Consider the following 24328-nt stretch of genomic DNA (forward strand, 5'->3'; position numbering starts at 1 on the left):
ATTATGCGGAAGGAAGGAAAAGATGGAAAGGAAAATAATCGCATCAGTGCTTAGCTTTGTACTCTTATTTACAGGGGTGGCTCCTGCGGTACAGGCTGAAACAGTTAATAACGTGGATCAGAATAACGAAGTCGATCCTCAAGCAGGAACAGAAGGTACTGAGAGTTCTGCTAATGAGCCTGCTGCTTCTGATTCTGAACAAAATGTCCCAGCCGAGAATGCTGGTGAAGAATTAGTTGAAGAAGATGGCATTGAAGAAAAAGGCTTAGGAGAGGAACAGAAAGAAGAGGAAGAAGAGAAAGAGGAGAATGTTCCCGCTAATCAAGAGGAGGAGCCTAATACAGATTCAACTCTTGAAGGGGAAAGTGAATCTCAAGATGAAAATTCTTCACCTTCATCCCAGCAGGCTGTTTCCAAAAGCCTGTCAGATAATATTGTAGAAGAGGGAAATATTAAGTATTATCTGAACAGCAGCAGCGAAATAATCTATGCCGAAGTATTTGATAATGGCAAGCTGGTTAGTATCCAGGAGTATTATCCAAAAACCCTTGTTAAAGATGCAGAGGCAAATATCAAGACGATATTTTATATTTCTGCCGATAATTTTATTGAATACGCAAAAGAAAATGCACAAGGCACTCAGGACACAATTGGTTTTATTGAATACTTTCCGAGCACTGTTTTTGGAAATCATGTAAACCGTGTAAAGCAGGAATATAACGTGAAGGCGGATTACATAGTTGAAGCTGCAGAAAGAGACGAATCAGGACAAATTATCCGTCACTATGAATATTATCCGCAGACGAATTATGAGAATAAAAACAATAGAGTTAAATATATCTTTGAACTGGATCCTAACGGTAACGTGACAGAGGCTGCGGAATTAACAGAGGAAAATCAGAAAGTTCAGCAAAGATTTCAGTATTATCCTAATAGCCAGTTTGGTGATCACGGATTTAATATCCAATATGTTTTTGCCATTGACGGCGAAGGGTTTATTACTAAGGCCACTAAGCGTGAAAAAGGCACAAAGAGAATTATTTCCTGGTATGAATATTACCCGAACACTGAGTATGGCAATCATGGAGATAGCATTCTCTATATCTTTGACCTGAATAGTGCAGGTTTCATAGAAAAAGCCAGTAAACGTCAAAAAGGAACCAAAAAAATTACAGCGAGATACAATTATTACCCTAAAACCAGATATGGCAATCATGGCAGCAATATCTTATATGTCTTTAACTTTAATAATGAAGGCTATGTAACACAAGCCAGCAAAAGGCAAAAGGGAACAAAGCAAATCACTTCCAGATATGAATATTATCCAAAGACGGTTTATGGAACACACGGGAAGAATATTAAATATATTTATAACTTGAACCGCTCCGGACATGTAATCAAGGCAACCCAAAGAGAAAAGGGCACACAGAGAATCCTGACGTGGTATCAGTACTACAGCAGTACGCCTTTTTATTCAAGAGGAAACAATATTGAATATATCTTTAATTTGAATAAAAACGGATATGTATATCAGTCATCTAAAAGAGCTAAGAATTCAAAAAGGGTTGTGGCCCGTTACTCATATTATGATAAAGCAATTTATGGCAAACAGGGTCCAAAGGTTAAATATATTTATAATTATGATGGTTCGGGATATATGACTAGTTCATTAACTCGTCAGGAGAATTCTTTCAATGTTTTAAAAGCTTATGAATACTATCCAAAAACTACTGCAGCTAATCGGGCTAAAAATATTAAATACTACTTTAATATTACAAGCAGCGGGATCATAAGAACAGCTAATCTTAGAGAACAAGGGACACAGAAAAACCTTGGATTATACAGCTTCCGTGCAGGAACAAGATATGGAACTCATTGGAGCAAGCTTGAGAGCATGAGCCTCAATGTTCCTAAAATTATGCAAAATCCGGGCATGCCTTGGGGCTGTTCAGTAGTATCGTTAACACAGGCTTTGAACTTTAAAGGGTATAATTTGGATAAAACATATATGGGCAAAACGATGACCTATGCCAGTAACCCATATAAGGGATATGTTGGTTCACCTTTCAGGAGCCAGCAGGGAGATCCTAACCTGATTTACCCGGAAGGATTAATTGCCCAGGCGAAAAAATACAGACCTGATAGCGAAGTCATTAATGGTATCAGTGAATCCCGGATCAAATCTGAACTCCGTCAGGGAAATCCTGTTCTGGTATGGGTCGTGCACAAATTCAGGCCGCTCAGATGGAAATGGTACTATTCAGGGGCGAATCGTCTTTATGCTCCGGTAGAGTATCATGTCATTGCTTTGACAGGTTATAATGAGTCTACAAACCAATACTTATTTGTGGATACTGTAGGCAGCCAAAGGGTGAGTTCAGTAAGCGAAGGTAAATTTAATTTAGTTTTTGATTCATTTGATAGAAGATCGATAGTGGTAAGATAATATAACAAACCTCCGGAATCTTCCGGAGGTTTTTATCATGCTATGCGCCGTATAAAAGGAATTCTATGAATGAGCATCGTAGTTAAGAGACTGGAAGCGTATACAGCCAGGAGCATAAATGCCAGATAATACAAAACAGGTGTCGAATTGTGCGATATGCCAGTCATTGCAATAAACTCTTTGCTTCTGTATATATCCAGAAAAATAGGGTGAACGAGATATATACCAAAGCTGTATTTGGCAGTAAGGCTGGTAATTGTACTGCAAGACTGGTTTCCATATTGCTTTATGAAAAGAAAAATAGCGATAGCAACAAATGGAGTTGTGATAGATAAGTATTCATAAAACACTTGATTTAAAGAGCCTTGTCTGCTGCTGACTAACCATGTTCCTAATATAGTAGCCAGCAAGGAAATAATGCCTGCTGAATATATGAATAAAGATATCTTTTTGGATATTGCAGTATTTGCTGCATAATAACCTAACAAAAAATAGCTGCCATAACCCAAAAATAACTCGAAACCGCCAGCTGGCTTTAGATTAAATAAGAAAGCTATTGTTGTGAAAATGGCACTGATTAAAAATGAAATAGCGATTATGTATCGAATATCCGTTTTTTTTGAGTGAACCAATGCTTTAAATAGCGGCATGGCGAGATATAAGCCCAGGATGGTGTATAAATACCATAAGTGATATTTTATGCTGCCTTCAAAAAAACGAATTAGAAACTCTTTAGTGGAAAAGGCATCGATATCATAGCGAAACATCCAAACAAAATAGATAAAAGACCAAAATAAAAAAGGCCAGGCAATTTTGGTTACTCTTTTTTTAATCACAAGTGATTGGGACTCTTTTCTTCCCAAGAGGAGCATGCCGCTCAGCATGATGAAAATGGGAACAGACCATCGGCTGCTGCTATTAAAAATATTTCCGATCCACCAATTATATGTGCCTACATCCTGTGTGACAAGGCGTGCGGAAATATGTATTAAGAGCACGCCTATTATAGCTATGGCTCTGAGTTTTGTTGCGTAAAAAATCAATTTAAATCTCCTTTAAAACGTCTTAAGTGTAATATAACCAAGGTTGTGAAAGTTATGACATAAGGCCAAGTGTTATTATTCTTTTGCTTTGATTGATAACCCTAAATTGTTTGCTATGGTGGTATAGAATTTGATCGTTCTGTCTTTATAGGATATCTGGTTGCTCAATATTCTCTTTATGTTTATGATTTGGTATTCGTTGTATCTTATAAAAATAGTAAATAGAGAGTCCGTTAATTTATCCAGAGAATTAAGTTCTACTTTAAAATACCCTAGATTATTATCTTTCCATTCAAAATCAACAAGTATTTCATTATTTATCCGATTGCGGTCACGTACTAAAATCGAATTAATTTGGCTGATATCTCTTCCATATACCTCTACATCCTGATAATAAATATTATCAATGATATAAGAATCTAATGCTCTTGCCAGCATCGGAATTTCAATATGTTTTTTTTCATCATGTAAAAATGGGACCTCATAGTAAGGCAAATTGTTAATCACAGCATATTTTTTGTTTTTATCTTTCTTTAGCCAGGTAAAAAGTTTAATAAAATCTTCGGTGCGCTGTTCCATATATAAATTGACAGCTTCCTTATACAAAGGTGTATGAAATGAATCCCTGAAATCATATCGAAGGTTTTTTGCCGTTTCTATAGCATCATCTAAAATAGCAAAAAAATCATGTTTTTCTTTTGAATTTACGAAAAGCATACTGTCAAATGTTCTGACGATATCATATTCATAGATCCTATTTAGTGCAACTTTTTCATAGTCAGCAGGTAAATTCTTTGACTTAATATACTCTATTACTTTTAAATCGGATCTTCTCTTGTCCAGTACATTTGTTTCTCTAGTTAGAGAGCCGGTATTCTCATCTGTCCGGTTAGCGTAGTAGATTGGTTTAGCAGTTGTTGAGACAGCCTTGGCATTAAATAGTACATCAAAGAAAAATAATTTATCTTCAGCAAAAACCATTTCGGGAAAACCAATATCATTTTCTTTAATCAGGGAAAGTCTAACCATTCTTGCGGTAGGTCCCATATGGTAAAAGAAGTGAGGAACGTCAAATGGAGATATGCTCCTTCTTTCCTTTATGGAAGCAAATTCCCCAATTATGCTTTGTGAAGCAGACTGAACTTTAATGGTTTTACCAACTGCATAGTCATCATTCGTATCATCAAGTATATTACACAGCTCTTGCAGTCCCCCGGGAGCCAGCCAGTCATCTGCATCTAAAAAAGTGATATATGCACTATCGGCCAATTCTATTCCTACATTTCTTGGTGTGCCTGGAGATCCAGTATTTTCATGCAGTGAAACTAAACATATATTTTTGTGCTTTGCCGCATATTCCGACACGATTCTTCGTGTATTATCTGAGGAGTGGTCATCTACTATTATAAATTGGATTTGGTCAAAGCCCAGCGTCTGATTTATAACAGAATCGATTGTTCTGCTAATAAACTTTTCAGCATTAAAAGCTGCAGTAACTACAGTAACTTTTTTTCGTTTCCCGAAGATTTTATTTTTCAGGCTGTGAGGATGATTTGTTATTTCACAGTTTTTGTGCTGGATTATCTCTCTTGCTTTTTGACGAAATGGAGCATGCATAGTTTTCTCTCCTAAACTTATTATAATAGGTGCCAAATAAATAACAGATTCTGTCGAAATTATAACACAAATGCACATATATAGTTTTAACCCTGCTGTGGATATTTAATCAAGGATAATACCCGAAATCAGACATTTACTTATGTTAAGTAAATGTATAATTTGTAAAAAAACTTACATATTTTTATTGGTATTTTAAAAAAAGGGTAGAGGATTTTGTCGTAATTTGGTAGATTAGTATTCAGATAGAAATGTTGGTAATTAATTATATCTCTAAAAAGGGGAGGTTAAAGATAAGTCTTAAGTACATTCTGTCACTGGTAAATCGGTAAACATTGACCTTAGCCAATTAAGAAAAAGGCGCTCTTTTCCAGCATGTTAAGGACTTAATAAGACATTTGAATAATTATAGATTTATTCATTGATGAGTGAAAACCTTATTTATGTGTTCTTACATGTGAGGCGAAAGCGATTAACATGGGGGATACAATTAGTGAAAAAAGCAGTAAAAACATTTAGTTTCTATTTTCTTATTCTTCTATTATTATTGCAGTCTGCATTCATTAAGCCAGTTGAGGCATTTGCATCAGATATTGAAGAACCTAAAACAGCTGTAGTATTTGCTGAAAAAATAGGCGATGAAGTTGAACTTTATCAAGATAAGTCCATTGAATCAGAGATCGTTATCCTTTTAGAGGATGACACTGAAGTTACGGTTTTAGAAGAAGGATTGGAATTTACTTTTGTAAAGTATGTTGATCCGGAAAGCAGCAGCATCTCGAATGGGTATGTAAAGAGTGCTCAGTTAGTAGATACTCTAGAAGCGGATGAATTCCGAAGCAGCAGGATAAACTCTGAGGAATCTTCTGAAATTATACAGGATGATTCAGACATGGGCCTTCCGATTGATAAAGAAGAAGACAGCAGCGCAGAAGAAGAGGAAACTCTCCCTTCAAAAGAGGAAGATGAGCTATCAGCGGCTGATCAGGCCGATAATACTGAAGATCTGCTCAGTTCTGAACAGTCAGATGCTGGGGATATTAATGCAGCAGAAGGTGAAGAAGCAGAGCAGGATCCAGTAGCGGAGTCTGAAGAACCAGCCAAGACGGAAGAAGAGGAAGAACCTGTCATTAAAGCTGATATAGTATCCTCTTCGAAAACCATGACATTAATGAGCACAGCATCAATAAGTCTTCAGGGAATTGGGTTAGCTAATCCAACTCATGTTTATAAGCAGGCATCCGCCGGCTCTGGCATTCTTAAAAGCTATGATCAGGGAACGCTGCTAAAATATGAGACTTATACAGCAGAATGGCATCGGGCAACCGTTTATATCAATGGTAAAGCGACAGTTGGTTACATTAAAGTATCTGATGTTGAAAATATACAAACTAAACGTGACCTTACTGGAGTAGGTGTGAAATCACCTGTTAATGTTTACTCAAAAGCATCACGCAGCTCTGCCGTTCTAAAATCTTACCCTCTGGGCAGTGTTTTGAAGTTCAGAACATTAACTTCAGATTGGTATGAGGCAACGGTATATATTAATGGTACTGCAACAATTGGTTATATAAATAGAACTGATGTGGAGCAAACAGCAGCACGTATAGATTTACATGGTATCGCTTTACAACAGCCGACTAACGTTTATTCTAGAGCTGATTCAACTTCCGGTGTCCTAAAAAGTTACTCTGCCGGCTCAGTTTTAAAGTATTCTACCTTAATACCAGGCTGGTACGAAGCAACAGTATATATTAAAGGGAAAGCTGTCAGAGGTTTTATTAAACAATCAGACGTGGAAAATGCTGTTCAGAATCCTGAGACTTATATTGGAGTTGGGACTGCCTCTCCTACAAAAGTTTATCAGCGCCCATCAGCAGAGTCCAGTACCTTAAAGTCATATCCGGATGGAACGGTTTTAAAATACCAATCTTTTATAACTGGATGGTATTCAGCTACTGTATATATTAACGGCAAGAAAACAACTGGCTATATACAAGTGAGCGACGTGGAAAACTCAGTAACCAACCCGGAGCAATTTATAGGTGTCGGGTTAACAGCACCTGCAAAAGTGTATCAAAGCCCTTCTACTGGCTCTAACACTTTAAAGAGCTATGCACAGGGAAGTATTTTAAAATATGAATCCTTTGTTACGGGCTGGTATTCAGCCACTGTTTATATTAATGGGAAGAAGACAACGGGCTATATAAAGGCAAGTGACGTTGAAAATAGTGTGAAGTCTCCTTCTACCCTTACGGTGTGGGGAAGTTCAGACAGGGTGAATGTATATACTTATGCCTCACGAAATGCTTCTATTCTCAAATTCTATACTATTGGAAGTGAGCTTAAGGTACAGACATTTACTTCTTCCTGGCATAAAGCCACGGTTTATGTTAACGGAAAGGCACGTACCGGCTACATCAGTGTTAGCGATGTTAGGAATGAGCCGTCAAATATTGTTTCCTATACTCAGTATGGCCTTACTCTTAGTGAGGCAGTTAATAAGCAATTACAATTAAATCCGCCACCGCAGACAGATCTATATAGTGGTGCTAACGGATTTATTCATAGCAGCCTGGCTGATATTGTGGAAAAAGGTGCTACGACATCGGATGGTGTGAGAATTAGAACTTCTCCAAATCTTGACAATGACAGCAATGTGTACGGAACATATAAAAAAGGAACAACCTTTACTATCCTGGGAACAGTAAAAGGGACCGTTTTCGACGGCAGCGACATCTGGTACAAAATCAATTACGCTAATAAGACACTATATATTCACAGTTCATTGGTTAAGGTTACAGATGTAGCTGTTGTGAAAAGTGCCTCCAATGTAAGAGAATCTGCTACTACAAGCAGTCATAGCTATGGAATTGCATCGGCAGGTTCTGAATATGTACTTGTAAAAAAACTATCCGGTTCTACCGTGAGCGGCAGCAATCAATGGTTTGAGATCCAATATAACGCAGTTTGGAGAAATGCTAAAACAGCAGATTTCCTTAAATATCTTGACCCTGCTCAAAACGATCGTTTTCAGCATCTGCTTCTTGATAAGAGTGTGGGTGTTTCAGCAGTCGAATTAAATAAAGTGCTCGCAGGTAAAGGGATATTAGACGGTAAAGGACAAGACTTTATTGAAGCCGGCAAAACTCATTCTGTAAATGAAATTTATTTAATATCGCATGCTTTATTGGAAACAGGGCATGGAACTTCTACGTTAGCAACTGGTATAGAAGTAGGGAAGAACAGCAACGGAGAACTGACCTTAGTTACAAGCAGCAACAGGTCAAGCTTAACGGATATTAAAGTGACCTATAACATGTTTGGAATTGGGGCGAAAGACATTGATCCTGAAAGATTAGGGGCATTTCATGCTTATAATGCCGGGTGGACTTCTCCAGAAAAGGCAATAACTGGCGGGGCTTCATTTATCTCAAACAGTTATTTTGACAGAGGACAAAATACACTATATAAAATGAGATGGAACCATAAATACACCGACGATAGAGGTTGGTTCCCGCAATATGCAACGGATATGGGATGGGCAGTGAAGCAGGTTCCAAGTCTGAAAAACTTATACGAGAAATTGGACAATCCAATATTGCATTTCGAGATTGTTGAATATAACTAAGTCATTTTATTAGAGCATGGGGAGAGTTACTGCCCCATGCTCATTTTTTTTTCTTAAAGGAACAGAACATATACCCAATCAGGAAACAAAGTCTCCCCATTTGTAAATATTTTTATATTGATATTTCACTCCTGTTAAAATTCGTAAACTTCTTCCTCACTTGTTTACTTCACATTGTTTATCAAATATTCTAGTTAAAGTTACTCCTTGAGAGATAAAAGGTTTGGAGGTTTCATAATTTACTTAAGGGGGAGTATGTTTTTCACTAGATGAATGAAATTCTTTTGTAACCTCGCTGCAATGGAGTATTTGTTAATCTCATCCTTGTCAATAAAATCTATTTGTACAAATTATTGGCCCTTCATCTTTTGTGGTATATTAATGGAGAAAATTTAAGTTGACAAGGAGTTTTCTTATGAAACTAGAACATGTGGACATTTTGGGTGTTCCTTTTGTTCATGCAACCCGCTCTCAATTTGTTGATCAATTGCACCATCATATAAATGCAGAACAAAAAGCCTTTGTGATAACGGCAAATCCTGAAATTGTAATGAAAGCCAATGAAGAACCGTCATATATGAAGGTGGTGGAACAGGCAACCTATGTAACGGCAGATGGGATTGGTGTGGTAAAAGCGGCAAAGCTGTTAAATAAACCGCTGCCTGAGAGAGTGGCAGGCTATGATGTGATGATGGACTTGCTTCATTTAGCCGACCGGCACCAGCACCGTGTGTATCTGCTGGGGGCCAGGCAGGAAACGCTGGAAAAGGCTGAAAAGAATATTGGAAAACAATTTCCTCAGCTGAAAATAGTCGGTTCCCATAATGGGTTTTTTGACTGGAAAAGCAGTCATATTCAGCAGGAAATTGCTGAAAAGCAGCCGGATCTCATTTTTGTGGCACTGGGCGTTCCAAGGCAGGAAAATTGGATCGCTGAAAATATTCACCAATTTGACAAAGGTGTGTTTGTCGGTGTCGGGGGCAGCTTTGATGTCATTGCCGGAACCGTGAAAAGAGCGCCGGAAATCTGGCAAAGGATGAATCTGGAATGGTTTTACAGGCTGTTAAAGCAGCCAAGCCGTTTTGGACGGATGATGGCACTCCCGAGATTCGCTTTCAAGATTTTAGCACAGAAAGCAAGAAGCTAGCATGAAGCAAACGTTTATTAAAAGCACTTTAATCTTATCCATAGCCACGCTGGCATCAAAGGTACTTGGCAGCATTTTTAGAATTCCGCTTCAGAATATTGCCGGAGATGAAGTGCTGGGTATTTTTAGCTTAGTCTATCCTGTCTACATGGTGGCTCTGATTCTTTCAGTTGCCGGAATTCCGATTGCTATTTCCAAATTGATATCTGAAGCCAATGTGCATGGAGATCATGAGAAGGTCCATAAGATATATGTCACTGCAGTGATTTTGGCCTTTTTGTTTGGGCTGACCAGTTTTACGCTTATATATAGCTTTTCTGCACCGATAGCGGCGATTCTGGGCGGCGCAAGCACCCGGCTGGCATTAATTGTTGTTTCGGCCACTCTTCTTGTGGCACCGTATATGGCTGTGTATAGAGGCTACTTTCAAGGCTTTCAGGATATTAGGCCAACAGCCGTTTCGCAGGTGCTGGAGCAATTTATCCGGGTGGCATTTATCCTAATCATTGCTTATGTGCTCGTTGAAAGAAATTATTCCGATGAGGCGGTGTCAGCGGGCATTATGGCTGGCTCCATTTTAGGGGCTGCTGCTTCCGCTGTATATTTGCGGATTTTGTTTGCCCGTTCTTCTTTAAAGCCCATATCAGAAGGGTTTCGCTATACATACAGCGATTTTCTGAAAACAGGAAAAACGATACTCTATATTTCCCTGCCGATCTGTATCGGGGCCATCACGATGGCGCTTTTGAATTTCGTGGATTCTGTGACCATTCCATATAGTCTAAAGAAGGCAGATATTGACCAAAATATTACCTACATGTATGGAATTTACGGGCGGGGACTGTCGCTTGTTCAAATCGCTACTGTATTCTCAAGCTCGATCGTGCTTCCGCTTATCCCTCTATTAACAGAGACGCTGGCGGAAAAGAACCATCAAAAAGCAAGGGGAATCCTGGAAAAAACCCACCGTCTGACGCATCTTGTGTCATGGCCCGCAGCATTTGGGCTGCTGGCATTAAGTATTCCTTTAAATCTGGCTCTTTTTAAAGACTTGGAAGGAAGTGCTGTGCTGGCGGTCATCGGCTTTAGTTCTGTATTTACTTCGTTAACTGTATTGGGTACAGGGATTTTGCAGGGAATCAATCTGGCCAAGCAGGCTGCCTATATCATTGTCTGCGGTGTGGTTCTTAAAGCAGCAGCTAACATCATCCTAGTCGGCCTGTTTGGCCTAATCGGGGCAGCCTATTCGACACTGGCCGTATATGTGGTCATTTTCATTGCCAATACTATTTTTATTAAGAAGGCCGTTCCGTTCACTGTTTGGAAATGGAAGGATTCCGCTGTGGTGATTTCTTCCATTATTATGGGCGGGCTCATTAGTCTTTTGGTTTTTTATGCTGATGTTGAACAGTGGAGCAGAATGAAAGCTTTATTATTTTCCGGATCTGCCGTTATAGCAGGTGCCTTCATCTACTCTATCCTTTTATTTATTACAAGGGGTATTGATAAAACAGAAATCGCCTCTTTGCCTTTATTAAACAAATGGAAGTCAAAAGGAACAAATTAGCATTCGGAGCTTCTCTGAAAGGATGTCGAGATTGAAAAAAGCAGTTCTGGGTTTATTGATTCTTTCTCTTCTTTTAGCGCTGCCTGGCCTTATGCAAAGGCACCAGGCTGAATGGAATAATCGGAATTATGAAACGATTATTCCGTTTCAGGATATTCAATCACTGGTGTCTATGGATCCCAGTCTGCAATTGGAGGATGTATTGCAGGATTTGAAAAGTGCTGGGCTGCATGCTGTCAGTATACAGCCTGAAACTTTAAATAGCCTGGAGGACAGAGGGGATATTAACGTCCTGACCGGCGGGCGAATCCGGGAAATGTCTATCCTGAATAGTGAATTGGAAGATGCAGCTGACCGGGTTTCTAATGAAGGAGCTTATATACATATCCAAAATGAAAACGAGCTGACAGGCAGGCTTAGGGATGTTTTTCAGACAGAAGAAACAGTCAGAATTTCCAAGAAGGATTTCATTCACTTTCCTGCACTGAACAGTGCCCAATTCAATGAAACACCTATTGGCTATACGGAAGAAATTATAGATGAAATTAAGAGAGCAGATCTTTCAGTCGTTTTTAGAATGCCTAATTCTTTGAATGAAAAAAATCCATATGTATTTAACCAGCTGCTTGATCTTTCAGATGAGAAATCAAATCGCCTTTTGTTTTCCGGTGATGAAGTCATCGGCTATCCGGATGCAGAAAAGATCAAAAGCTTTGCACAAAAACTTAAAGATGAGAATATAGCCGTTTATGCCATTGAATTTGCCGATCAGCTTGGAATCGGTACGATGGCCAGAGCGATAGATTTTGATATAATCCGGCTGCACAGCATTGACTTGAATAAAGTCCCAAGCATGGAGGAAGGCGTGGATAGGGCTGTTCGGGCCGTAAAGGAAAGGAATATCCGCTCCCTGTTCATTAGAGTGGAGGAGGGGGCAGACCCTGGGGAAGCACTTTTGAACACTGAAGAGTTTATTCAGGCGATAAATAGCCAAATGCCAGTCCATTATAAACCTGGTAAAGCCCAAATGTTTGATCAAATATTTGTACCTTTCTGGAGTCAATTGTCTGCTTTAATGGCTGCTGTCCTTTTCATTTCACTTGCTGTACAAGCGATTTTTTCCAGGCGGGCTTTATTCTATGCATCGCTTGCAGGCACTTTTTTGATTGCAGCAGCAGCCTTTTTGCTGAAGGCCCAGATCCTGCTGCAGGGGCTTGCTTTACTGGTTGCCGTTATTACGCCAATTTTTGCTGTCATCCCTATTAGAAATAGAAAAGGGATATTCCTGCCATATGGCCGGGCGGCTCTAATCAGCTTTGCGGGCATTATCATTATTACTTCGCTTTTGAATGGAAATGAGTATTTGGTAAAGATTGAAGCGTTCCGCGGGGTTAAGCTGACCTACATCGTTCCAATCCTATTTGTCATGATTTATGCGCTTTTACGGGACCTCAAGGGCATTCTGAACATGAAGGTTCAGTATTGGCATTTAGCTGTTATAGGTTTAATAGGCATTATCGGCTTGTACTATATAAGCCGGACAGGAAATGCGGGGAGCGTATCCTCCATTGAGCTGGCTTTTCGCCAATGGCTGGAAGAGGTGTTGTATGTAAGGCCGAGAACGAAGGAATTCCTGATTGGCTTCCCGTTCTTTGTACTTGCGCTGTACATCTATCCGCTAAATCAAAAGATTGGCTTGTATTTGCTTATTCCGGGTGTAATCGGGTATTTATCTATTGTTAACACCTTTACCCATTTGCATATACCTCTCTATATTTCACTTCTGAGGACTTTTTACAGCCTTGCATTAGGGTTAGTGATCGGCCTGATATTTATCTTTTTATATAAACAGGGCCGGTCCATTTACGAGAAGAAATGGAAACTGAGGTGTTAATCAATGAAGGTAGTTCTTTCAGGTTATTATGGTTTCGATAATGTAGGGGATGAGGCGATTCTTTATTCGATCATCCAGGCTTTACGGGATAATGAACCAGGAATTGAAATAACTGTACTATCGAATAACCCGCCATTTACAGAGAAAACGTACGATGTCAAGGCAGTGGACCGCTGGAGCATGTTAGCAGTATGCAAAGCCTTAATTGCTTCTGACGGCTTGATAAGCGGAGGGGGCAGTCTGCTGCAGGATGAGACGAAACTTAGGTCAATTCCTTATTACACAGGCGTGATTCAATTTGCTAACCTTATCAGAAAACCGGTATTTATCTATGCACAAGGAATTGGTCCGCTGCACCATCCTTTCAGCAGGGCTGTTGTAAAGAAAGTATTAAGAAAAACGGAGATAACAGTACGCGACCAGGCATCCAAGAAACTGCTCGAAAGAATAGGAGTCCAAAATCCAATTAAAATTGTGCCCGATCCTGTATTAGGGCTTAAGCTTGCAGAGCAAATCAGCACCTGGTGGGAGAAGCAGGCCTTTACAGGTTCTGTTGTTACGGTATCCGTCAGAGATTGGCCGTCTTCGGCAGACTATAAACACAAGCTGGCAGAGGCTTTAGATAAGATTGCACAGGAAGGAAAGCAGATTGTTTTTGTTCCTATGCACGGTAAACACGATGAAAAAGCTTCTAAAGAAACGGCTGAAAAAATGAAGGAGAAAAGCTATATTGCTCCTTATGATGCCTCCATTGAAGAAAAAATAGCCATCATCGGAAAGTCAGATCTGCTGGTTGGAATGAGGCTGCATGCCCTGATCTTTTCTTCAATCACCTATACTCCTTTCATTGCTATCTCTTATGATCCGAAAATTGAAGCATTTGCTGAGATTGCCGGCCAGCCTGTAGCAGGACATGTGATGGACGAAAGCTGGAATGGATCATCTCTATCACAAGCGATAAGAGCCGCTTTGCAAAACAAAGGTGCGGAATCTGCTCATCTTGAGGAAACAATCGGGCACCTTCAGCGGGAAGCTGGCAGTACGGCTCAAAAAGCTATTCAATATTTCGAAAAGGAGGTGAGGGGGAATAAAATTGGTGAGGGGTCACTGAAAAAACGCTAAAAGCATGTAACTATTATGGCGCCTTGAACGTCTTATTAAAGGAATGCATAGTTCATGTCGAAATAAGGAATCAGGATGAAGGGAATTTTCGAAAAAATTGTAAGTATGCCTGGAAGCCAAGTCAAAATAAAAAAGCTATTTGATGCAGATGTATGATATAATTAGGCTCGGTATATACATACATTTGTTAGGAAAAATATGCCTGATTCCGAAAGTGAAATGGGGGCATTATACTCATAAGGAGGGTCTTTATGTTTTACTTGACCTTAGTATTATGTTTTTTATGCTCTGTTATTATGACCCCTTTTGTAAAAAAATTGGCGTTGAAAATAGGAGCTACAGATCGGCCTAACCATAGAAAAGTTCATCAAAAAGTAATGCCCCGATTAGGCGGGCTTGCGATATATATCAGTTTTTTGCTTGGAATGCTCATTTTTCAGCCTGACAAGGAGTACCATATTCCCATTCTGGCGGGCAGTTTGCTGATTGTTATTCTTGGTGCATTGGATGATAAGTATGAGCTTTCTGCGAGAATTAAGCTGCTTGTACAGATTGCAGCTGCCTTAATTGTTGTTTTGTGGGGAGGAGTGGATGTTAATTCCATCAATACTCCTTTTGGCGGGGAAATTGAATTTGGTTATTTTGCCATTCCGATTACAGTCCTGTGGATTGTCGGTGTGACGAACGCAATCAACCTGATTGATGGTTTAGATGGTTTGGCGGCAGGGGTATCATCGATTGCGCTGATCACCATATCAAGTATGGCGATCATCATGGGGAATACCTATGTTATCGCTGTTTCAACCCTTGTATTGGTTAGTACACTGGGCTTTCTCTTCTACAACTTTCACCCGGCAAAGATATTCATGGGTGATACCGGAGCTCTTTTTTTAGGGTATATCATTGGTGTGCTGTCCCTATTGGGCTTCAAGAATGTCACAGTGATTTCGTTTATCATCCCGATTCTGATTTTGGGTGTGCCGCTATCAGATACATTTTTTGCGATCATCAGACGAATTGTGAATAAAAAGCCTTTATCGGCACCAGATAAATCTCACCTGCATCACTGTTTATTGAACTTAGGATTTACACACAGGCAAACGGTATTGATGATTTATGCGATTTCAGTTTTCTTCGGCCTTGCAGCGATCATCTTTTCTCAGGCAAAAGTGTGGGGGGCCCTATTATTCATCACGGTCATCGCGCTTTTAATTGAGTTATTTGCGGAAGTGATTGGATTAGTGGGTAAGGATTATCAGCCGCTGTTAAAAAGGCTGAAAAGCAGAGTTGCTTCCTCTGCCAAAAATAGATAAAGATATATAAGCAGCCTTATTAGGTTGCTTATTTTTATGCTTGTGCAAATGGACTTATGTAAAAAAATCTGAAAATTTTCTTAACATTTACATAATATTCGCTTAACAAATCCATGTTATTTTTTATATAAAGGAACTTAAGGAGTGATAACATGGTCAAGAAAATGAAGATTAGTTGGCATCAGTTTTGGTTTTTGACTTATAACACGATCCTATGCTCGGCCTCTACATCACCTTATAATTCCAGTCTTTTTAAAAAATCAAAATATCATCAATTAAAACTGATACAGCATTTATAGGCTGTATTTTTTTGTCCCCAGGATAAATCACAAAGAAACCTCTCAACTCTTACTGGAGTTGAGAGGTTTTTGCATTTTTAATATTCACTTTCGGCCTGATAGTCTGTCTGACTATCACTCTGTAATTGATTTTCATCATCATCCATTGAATTTTGTCCGAATTCTGTATCGCTCAGATCTAAATGGGTTTTTAACTCGGTCTGGATTTCTGCCAGGCTGGTCTGATCTAATTCATAATAATAAACGCGATTTCCGTTGCTGTTCGGCAGGTACATATCCTGTCCGGCGATATTCAATGATTGGATGTTTATCGAAGATCCTTCAGTGGCATAGTTCAGGAATGCCTTCATCTGATCAAAGGTTAAATCAGTCTCCATATTCTTTCCAACTGCTTCTATAACATTAGCATACTTTGAAATAGAGCCAACTGAAACAGCTCTGTTTACAATGGCTTTCAGGATTTCCTGCTGTCTTTCGCCGCGCTGGATATCGCTATCCTTTTTTCTGGTACGGGCCAATGCCAGTGCTTCTTCACCATTTAATAATTGGTATCCTGGCTCTAAACTTATGGCATTAGGTGTATCATTTGAGTCCTGCTCTGAAAAAGCGTAAGGAACATCTACTTTAATACCATCTAAAGCTTCCACTATATCGATGAACGCATTGAAGTTCACTTTCACATAAAAGTCGACTGGAATATCAAGCATCTCTTCCACGGTTTCAATGGTGGTTGCAGGACCGCCATTCGCATGGGCATGAGTAATTTTATCCTGGTATCCCAATTTCGGAATGTAAACATAAGAGTCTCTTGGGATGCTAAGTAATTTAACTGATTTGGAATCCTTATTAAAAGTAGCAAGCATAAGCGCATCCGATCTGGAGGATGTGCTGAAAGACCTTTTGCTGCTGTCATCCACACCGATGAATAGCACAGAAATATTATCAATATCCGGCTGGGCTGCCGATGCTCTTTTTGTTGTGCGATCTATAGGATTATATGAATCTTCCATAACTGATTGTGCTTTATTATATAAAAATGTTCCATAAGCCGTTGCGCTGAGTGTCAGTAAGATAATAGGAAGGAAAATAAATAAAAAGATTCTTCTCTTCCTTTTGGATTTTCTTTTTTCGATAACTATTGAACGTCTATCATGAGACATCTGTATGCTCCTTTATTTAAAAGTAAAGAGTGCCATATGTTATTTTATAATTTTTAGGGAGTTTAGTAAAACAAAACTTTGGGTAGGCTATTGTATTACCTCTTCTTCCAGGTATAGGCTATCACCTAAAGTAATTTTACCCGCCCCATTTGTTAATTCGGTCATCCAGTCAGTAAAAGCCCCCGTTTGATTTTCTTCAACAAATGTTTCAACTGTGACTGTATCAAGATAATGAACTTCCTTTATCGCGTAAATGGAAGATCTCAGCTCATTTTCGACTTTGCCAAGCAACGTATAATCAATCTTTGTTTTCATAACTGTCATGAGCTTTCGTTCAACTATTCCAGTCGCCTGCAAGCCTTCAGAGGTTGCCCTTCCGTAAGCTCTGATTAATCCGCCTGCTCCTAATTTTATTCCGCCGAAATACCTGGTTATGACAACAACTGTATCTTTCAGCTTTTTTTTCTTCAACACTTCCAGAATAGGCACACCAGCGGTGCCGCTTGGTTCTCCATCATCATTTGCTTTTTGGATCTGATCGTTTTCACCAATTAAGTAGGCAGAACAATTATGGGTGGCATTGGAATGCATTTTCTTAATCTTCTGAATAAATTCCAGGGCCTCATCTGCTGTTTCTGCTCTTCCTACATGAGCAATAAACCTGGATCTTTCTATTTCAATTTCATTTTCTCCGTATCCCTTAACTGTATAATAAGAGGGCAGCACAGAACCGCTCCTTTCTTAACTCTTTGTACAAAAAAATTCAGCTAAATTCATTATAATTCGACAAGTTTCCCAACATCAATTTTTTAACAGAATGTAATGAAACTTTAATATAGAACATTTTTTCCCATGTTATAATGTAAGCAAATCTGATGTTTATGCTGCTATAATAAAAATGTGCCGATTTTAATCTTTAAGTGGTATAAATATACATATTATTTTCCCTGGTAGTCATGTTTACCCTGCTTTTATATAGGATATAAGACATAGGGTGAAATCACAAGCCTAAGCCTTTTTACCGAATTTTAGGTAACTTGGTATAATTTTCAGACTGGAAAGATAGTATCTTAACTCATTTAGCGCTAAAATAAAGGTACATAGCGGAAGGGTTACGCCCTTGGAGGAATGTAAATGAGTATTAAGAAATTCGATTCCAAGACTCTGGATCTTATCCTTGAAAAAATGGTTCAAACAGTAGGTACCAGTAAAGATGAAATATTCCGTATAGGAGAGCAATGCCGTAAAGATTACGAGACCCTGACGGAAGAATTGATGGAAGTAAAACAAATGGTCCTTAAAGTAATTGAAGAAGGGGATCGGCTGGAGGTGCAAACCCGTTTTGCAAGAAAGCGCCTTTCTGAAGTAAGCATGCATTTTAAGGATTATTCTGAGTCTGAAGTCCGTGAAGCCTATGAGAAAGCCCATCAGCTTCAAATGGATTTATCCATGAACCGTCAGCTTGAAAAACAGCTGAGGGATCGTCGTGATGACATTGAAAGACGGCTTGTAGGTGTTAATGACACCATCGATAGATCGGAAGTTCTTATTTCACAAATTACGGTTGTAATGAATTATCTGACAAGTGACTTGAAACAAATGGGCGAAATCATTGAAGATGCGAAGCTGAAACAGGATTTTGGCCTGAAAATCATCGAAGCACAGGAAGAAGAGCGGAAAAGAGTATCCCGTGAGATCCATGACGGACCTGCCCAGATGATGGCGAATGTCATGATGAGATCCGATTTAATTGAGCGGGTATACAAAGAACGCGGTGCAGATGAAGCCATTACGGAAATAAAAGACCTGAAAAAAATGGTCCGCAATGCTCTATATGAGGTCCGAAGGATTATTTATGACTTGCGTCCAATGGCTCTTGATGATCTGGGTTTAATACCTACCCTCAAAAAATACTTAACAACGATCGAAGAGTATCACAGGAGTACCAAGATATATTTCGCGAATGTTGGCGAAGAAAGGCGATTGCCGCCACAATATGAAGTCGCATTGTTCCGTTTGATTCAGGAGTCTGTGACAAATGCTCTCAAGCATGCGGATCCTAAAGAAATTCAAGTGAAAATAGAGATAAACAGCACTAGGGTAGCAGTAGTCGTCAAAGACGATGGGAAAGGCTTCAATATACGCGAGAAGCGTCCGGGCTCTTTTGGAATTATGGGGATGGGTGAAAGGCTGGAACTTTTGGAAGGCCAGATGTCCATAGATTCCAAACCGGGAAAAGGAACCATTGTCATAATCCAGGTGCCATTGAAATAGGAAACATCTTAAGAATAGAGATAGATAAAACGAACTGGAGATTTGGGAGGCGAAGCATTTGAATACAAAGATCGTCATAATTGATGACCATCAATTATTCAGAGAAGGGGTAAAACGCATTTTAGATTTCGAAAAGAGCTTTAGTGTAGTGGCAGAAGGCGATGATGGCAGTGAAGCCATGGCTCTTGTCGAAGAGTATGATCCAGATGTCATCATCATGGACATCAATATGCCAAATACGAATGGTGTGGAAGCGACCCGCCAGCTGATTAATAAATATCCAGAATCTAAGGTAATCATTCTTTCCATCCACGATGATGAGAACTATGTAACGCACGCCCTTAAGACTGGAGCTAGCGGATACCTTTTAAAAGAAATGGATGCAGATGCATTAGTCGAAGCTGTAAAGGTTGTCGCTGATGGAGGATCTTACTTACATCCGAAGGTGACACACAACCTGGTAAATGAATACCGCAGACTTGCAGCAGAAGGCACAGGAACAACATCTTACTCACAGGTGGAAATCCGCCGTCCTCTTCACTTGCTGACACGCCGCGAATGTGAAGTGCTTCAGCTCCTGGCTGATGGCAAAAGCAACCGCGGAATTGGGGAAGCTTTATACATAAGCGAAAAAACGGTAAAGAATCACGTGAGCAATATCCTGCAAAAAATGAATGTGAATGACCGTACTCAGGCAGTTGTTGTAGCTATTAAGAACGGCTGGGTAGAGGTTCGATAATATTATTGAGAGAAAAAGTCCTTTTTGGAAGGGGCTTTTTCTTTTTTATTTTTAACTTTACTCAATAATCTCATTAAATTTCCTAAGAAAACAAAAGGACCATTTAAATACCTTCTAAAGGCAAGATGGGAAATCTCCTCAATTAATAAAAAAATTATAAACGAAGAAAGAATAATTGTGATTGCTTGCGCCATGATTTACCTCTATTCTTTATTGTTTCAAATGGAAATTTACTTATATATATTAATGATAACGGATAGATCATATGATTTAAAGGCATTTATACACTTTTCTTGAAATATTAACCAAATTAGTGCGTGTAGCACTCACCTTGGCGTGTTTATTTTATAAGTGCGGCTGCGGCTATTTGAAAAATAGCTTTTGTATTGGAAGATCTTTTTTTAGCCTGGTTCACCATGTGAACAAGCTCTTCGATTTCTTTGGGGGATGCACTGTCCATCAGCCATGAAGCAAGTTCTGTCCCGCTGACAGAATGGTTGATATTAGGAACTTTAATGTGTTTATACTTACTTAATTCATTATTAAGCATTTGATGAAGGATATCTAAGCTGTATTTATTAGATACGGTGGTATTTGTGGAAGAAATGCTTTTAATCAATGTGTTACAGCTCCTTTACAAAATAAAGACACAAGGAGCATTTTATCATACACATGGGAAGGATTTAAGGTAAAAAATTACCAGGTCTTAAAAGTAGGCATAATGGGGCATAGGATTATTTACTTCCCGACTCTATAACTTAATGCAATTTCCCCCGCTATCATATAAAATGGAACATACAGTAGAGAAAAAAGATAAGGATGGTACCTCTATTTATGAAAACGGCTGTTGTAACGGATAGTACAGCATACATTCCTAAGAATTTAAGAGAAAAGTTAAATATACATATGATTCCGCTGAGTGTTATTTTTGGCGGTGAGACGTACCAGGAAGAAGTGGAAATTACGGCTGCGGATTTTTATGAAGAAGTGAAGCATAAAGAGCTTCCGACTACTTCACAGCCGCCGGTGGGCGAGTTTGCCGAGCTGTTTGAGACATTATCGAAAGAATTTGATGCAGTAATTTCGATTCATCTGTCGAGCGGCATCAGCGGCACGTTTCAGGGGGCAGTCACTGCCGGGAGCATGGTGGACGATATTCAGGTATTCCCCTTTGATTCCGAAATCAGCTGTATGGTGCAGGGGTTTTATGTGATTGAAGCCGCTGAACTGGCTGCTGCCGGTAAGAGTCCACAGGAAATCGTGGAACGGCTTGAGGAAATGAAGAAGAGCATACGTGCTTATTTCATGGTGGACGACCTTGCGCATCTTCAGCGCGGAGGACGTTTGTCCAGTGCACAGGCCTTGATCGGAAGCCTGCTCCAGGTCAAGCCGCTGCTTCATTTTGAAGATAAAAAAATTGTTCCGTTTGAAAAGATCCGCACTCGGAAGAAAGCGATGAAGCGGATGGTTGACCTTTTCTGGGAAGATGTAAAAAGCGGGGAGCCGTATCAGGCGGTGATTATCCACGCTAATCGCGAAGAAGAGGCGCGTGAGTGGAAGGCTGAGCTTGCGGCGCAGTATCCGAATGTTGAGTTTATGATCAGCTATTTTGGTCCCGTTATTGGAACTCATTTGGGTGAAGGCGCTATGGGATTTGGCTGGGTGAAGAAGTAATGTTTGTTTGGAGTTGCGCCATTCTGGGGAGTGGCGCAGATTTTTTGAGAGGGGTGATGTGGATTTGCAAATAGATTGAGGACTCCTGCAAATAGATAGCTTGAATATGCAAATAGCGAGCCTAAATCTGCAAATAGATCGGAGAATTTGCAAATAGAACCGCAAAACTGCAAATAGAGAAATAAACTTTTTAATCAAGAGGTGAACTAATTGAGATTTACCCCTAATATGACCCCATATCTAAACGGTTTTCCTCCAGAAAGCCTTCAGATATCCTCCTTTGACACCATTCCAGAGCCTCCACTCAACGAAAACTACCCATTTAACAAAGAACTCCAGCAAATCCTCTACGGAAAACAACTTTTACTCGAAAATCTTCTGAATCCACTCAATGAAATCCAGCAGCACTATGAAAATGGCTATATTACCTACCGAAAAGGGATAATTAAGACAAAAAGCAAGACAGTTTGTGCCCGATGCGGCAATAAAGATAGCTCACTGTTCGCAAGCTTCCCATGTGCCCGTTGCGGTGAGGAAGAATGTACTTACTGCCGAAAATGCATCATGATGGGGCGGGTCAGTGAGTGCACCCCACTGATTGGCTGGTGCGGACCTGAGCCAGCGCAGGTGCTGACCGAAAATCCGCTCATATGGGCAGGCACCCTCTCACCAGGCCAGCAGATAGCCTCAGATCAGGTTAGACAGACTATCATAGAAAATAGAGAACTCCTCGTCTGGGCTGTCTGCGGTGCAGGAAAGACGGAGGTCCTATTTGAAGGAATCAATGCTGCTCTCGCTTCCGGAAAAAGAGTGTGCATTGCCACTCCGAGAACGGATGTTGTGCTCGAGCTTGGTCCGCGGCTTCAATCAGTCTTTCCCGGGGTCCAGGTAGCTGTCCTCTACGGCGGCAGTGAAGACCGCCATATCCAGGCGCCTTTAACTATCGCAACCACGCACCAGCTTCTCCGCTTTTACAAAGCTTTTGATACAGTCATTCTGGACGAAGTGGATGCCTTTCCTTATACGGCAGACGAAAGCCTTCAGTATGCTGTCCGCCAGTCCCGCAAAGAACATTCCTCGATGATTTATCTCACAGCTACCCCGAATCAAAAATGGCAGAATGAATGTCGGAGAGGGAAAAGAGATTATGTCACCATCCCAGCCAGATATCACCGCCACCCCTTGCCAGTACCGTCATTCAAATGGTGCGGCAATTGGGAAAAGTCGCTTCAAAAAGACAAACTCCCGCCTGCAGTCACCCAATGGATCAAAAAGAGGAGCGACAATCAGAAGCAGTGCCTCCTATTCCTCCCCAAAATCGATAAAATGGAGAAGGTCCTCACCATACTCCGTAAATCCTATCCTAAAATTCAAGCTGTGCACGCAGAAGACCCCGAGCGAAAAGCTAAAGTCCAAATGATGCGCAATAAGGAAATCCCGATGCTCATAACAACAACCATCCTGGAAAGAGGCGTAACGTTTCCTAATGTAGATGTAGCTGTTCTGGGGGCAGAAGACCGCATTTTCACCGAAAGCGCACTAGTTCAGATTGCCGGACGGGTCGGCAGAAGTGCTCAGTTTCCAAACGGAGATATCACTTTTTTCCATTACGGCAAAACCGAAAGCATGGTCAAAGCACGAAAGCAAATCCTCAAAATGAACACCGAAGCCAAGAAGAAAGGACTGATCGACTATTAACTGTTTAATATGCCATGATGAAATCCTGTCTGTTGTCAGCTGGTCAACTCTTTGGTCGCGGCCAAAAGAGAATCATTTATGCCAGACCTGCACGGACAAACTCCCAGTTATCAAAGGCGATACTTGCAATAAATGCAGCCGCCCCTTCAGCATGCTAGATCCTCAATTTCGAAAAGGGAATCTATGCAAAGATTGCGTAAGGTGGAACCAGGACACAGTCTGGTCAGGACAGCTTGATAAAAACCACTCAATTTTCGGTTATGATGACTTTTTGAAAGAGACAATTGCCCGCTATAAGTTCCGCGGTGATTATATCCTCGCTAAAGCATTCTCCCCTTTCATTATTGAAAGACTTCAGTCTCTTCATTTCGACTTCCTCGTTCCCATCCCGCTGAGTCCTGAGCGGCTTTACGAAAGAGGATTCAATCAATCATCCGCCCTTATTCGGGAAGCAGGCTTTACATCTGTAGAGCTTCTTCAGCGCAGCCACTCGGAAAAACAATCAAAAAAATCGCGAAAAGAGCGCATACTTCTAACACAGGTCTTCGAGTTATTTCCCGAGACAGCGGTTAAAGACAAAAATATCCTCCTCATCGACGATATTTATACAACTGGATCTACTTTATACCATGCAGCGAAGGTTTTGAAGGAACGAGGAGCTGCATCGGTATGTTCATTTACATTGGCAAGAGGATAAGTAATGG

At 40.2% G+C, this 24328-nt stretch carries 18 protein-coding genes; 12 read left to right on the plus strand and 6 right to left on the minus strand.

The genetic code is table 11. The features are described 5' to 3' along the window. The first annotated feature begins 22 nt into the window (after positions 1 to 22). The gene (locus CE058_RS16335; RefSeq protein ID WP_163144095.1) at positions 23 to 2446 is read left to right on the plus strand and encodes a C39 family peptidase; all 2424 of its coding nucleotides are present in this window, start codon (positions 23 to 25) and stop codon (positions 2444 to 2446) included. Positions 2447 to 2481: 35 nt separating this feature from the next. On the opposite strand, the gene CE058_RS16340 is transcribed toward CE058_RS16335, so the two are convergent. Together CE058_RS16340 and CE058_RS16345 are read right to left on the minus strand one after the other, a co-directional pair. Continuing rightward, complete coding sequence (locus CE058_RS16340; protein ID WP_163144096.1) at positions 2482 to 3489, minus strand: acyltransferase; 1008 nt, start codon at positions 3487 to 3489, stop codon at positions 2482 to 2484. Between the two features lie 75 nt (positions 3490 to 3564). After that, positions 3565 to 5106, minus strand: a complete 1542-nt coding sequence (locus CE058_RS16345) for a glycosyltransferase family 2 protein (RefSeq protein ID WP_163144098.1) — start codon at positions 5104 to 5106, stop codon at positions 3565 to 3567. 493 nt (positions 5107 to 5599) lie between these two features. Between CE058_RS16345 and CE058_RS16350 the strand changes: the two genes are divergently transcribed. The 6 genes from CE058_RS16350 (at position 5600) to CE058_RS16375 (ending at position 15780) form a co-directional block, all read left to right on the plus strand. After that, positions 5600 to 8737: an SH3 domain-containing protein gene (locus CE058_RS16350; protein WP_163144100.1), complete on the plus strand. Its 3138-nt coding sequence runs from the start codon at positions 5600 to 5602 to the stop codon at positions 8735 to 8737. 415 nt (positions 8738 to 9152) lie between these two features. Then, on the plus strand, positions 9153 to 9884 hold the full coding sequence (locus CE058_RS16355; protein WP_163144102.1) for a WecB/TagA/CpsF family glycosyltransferase: 732 nt from the start codon (positions 9153 to 9155) through the stop codon (positions 9882 to 9884). 1 nt (position 9885) lies between these two features. Further along, the gene (locus CE058_RS16360) at positions 9886 to 11451 is read left to right on the plus strand and encodes a putative polysaccharide biosynthesis protein (protein WP_163144103.1); all 1566 of its coding nucleotides are present in this window, start codon (positions 9886 to 9888) and stop codon (positions 11449 to 11451) included. A gap of 31 nt (positions 11452 to 11482) precedes the next feature. Then, positions 11483 to 13345: a DUF5693 family protein gene (locus CE058_RS16365; protein WP_163144105.1), complete on the plus strand. Its 1863-nt coding sequence runs from the start codon at positions 11483 to 11485 to the stop codon at positions 13343 to 13345. A gap of 3 nt (positions 13346 to 13348) precedes the next feature. Beyond that, positions 13349 to 14467, plus strand: a complete 1119-nt coding sequence (csaB, locus tag CE058_RS16370; RefSeq protein ID WP_163144107.1) for a polysaccharide pyruvyl transferase CsaB — start codon at positions 13349 to 13351, stop codon at positions 14465 to 14467. A gap of 251 nt (positions 14468 to 14718) precedes the next feature. Next, positions 14719 to 15780 (plus strand): MraY family glycosyltransferase, encoded by a 1062-nt coding sequence (locus CE058_RS16375; protein ID WP_048009875.1) that lies wholly within the window; start codon positions 14719 to 14721, stop codon positions 15778 to 15780. Between the two features lie 376 nt (positions 15781 to 16156). Here the strand turns inward: CE058_RS16375 and CE058_RS16380 are convergent, their stop codons facing one another. After that, positions 16157 to 17239: an LCP family protein gene (locus CE058_RS16380; RefSeq protein ID WP_163144109.1), complete on the minus strand. Its 1083-nt coding sequence runs from the start codon at positions 17237 to 17239 to the stop codon at positions 16157 to 16159. A gap of 87 nt (positions 17240 to 17326) precedes the next feature. Continuing rightward, complete coding sequence (locus CE058_RS16385) at positions 17327 to 17965, minus strand: YigZ family protein (RefSeq protein WP_163144111.1); 639 nt, start codon at positions 17963 to 17965, stop codon at positions 17327 to 17329. A gap of 408 nt (positions 17966 to 18373) precedes the next feature. Between CE058_RS16385 and CE058_RS16390 the strand changes: the two genes are divergently transcribed. Beyond that, positions 18374 to 19513: a sensor histidine kinase gene (locus tag CE058_RS16390; RefSeq protein ID WP_048009872.1), complete on the plus strand. Its 1140-nt coding sequence runs from the start codon at positions 18374 to 18376 to the stop codon at positions 19511 to 19513. A gap of 58 nt (positions 19514 to 19571) precedes the next feature. Beyond that, on the plus strand, positions 19572 to 20252 hold the full coding sequence (locus CE058_RS16395) for a response regulator (protein ID WP_163144113.1): 681 nt from the start codon (positions 19572 to 19574) through the stop codon (positions 20250 to 20252). A 2-nt stretch (positions 20253 to 20254) separates the two neighbouring features. Here the strand turns inward: CE058_RS16395 and CE058_RS16400 are convergent, their stop codons facing one another. Further along, positions 20255 to 20446 (minus strand): hypothetical protein, encoded by a 192-nt coding sequence (locus CE058_RS16400; RefSeq protein ID WP_095243406.1) that lies wholly within the window; start codon positions 20444 to 20446, stop codon positions 20255 to 20257. Positions 20447 to 20592: 146 nt separating this feature from the next. Further along, the gene (locus CE058_RS16405; protein WP_163144115.1) at positions 20593 to 20871 is read right to left on the minus strand and encodes a hypothetical protein; all 279 of its coding nucleotides are present in this window, start codon (positions 20869 to 20871) and stop codon (positions 20593 to 20595) included. 215 nt (positions 20872 to 21086) lie between these two features. On the opposite strand from CE058_RS16405, the gene CE058_RS16410 reads away from it, so the two are divergent. From CE058_RS16410 to CE058_RS16420, 3 genes are all read left to right on the plus strand, one after another. Next, on the plus strand, positions 21087 to 21926 hold the full coding sequence (locus CE058_RS16410; RefSeq protein WP_163144117.1) for a DegV family protein: 840 nt from the start codon (positions 21087 to 21089) through the stop codon (positions 21924 to 21926). Between the two features lie 228 nt (positions 21927 to 22154). Then, the gene (locus CE058_RS16415; protein ID WP_163144183.1) at positions 22155 to 23624 is read left to right on the plus strand and encodes an ATP-dependent helicase ComFA; all 1470 of its coding nucleotides are present in this window, start codon (positions 22155 to 22157) and stop codon (positions 23622 to 23624) included. A gap of 7 nt (positions 23625 to 23631) precedes the next feature. Next, complete coding sequence (locus CE058_RS16420; protein WP_353618143.1) at positions 23632 to 24321, plus strand: ComF family protein; 690 nt, start codon at positions 23632 to 23634, stop codon at positions 24319 to 24321. Positions 24322 to 24328: the final 7 nt, after the last annotated feature.

The organism is Bacillus sp. 22-7, from assembly GCF_010628845.1.
GTDB classification, from domain to species: Bacteria; Bacillota; Bacilli; order Bacillales; family Cytobacillaceae; genus Cytobacillus; species Cytobacillus firmus_B.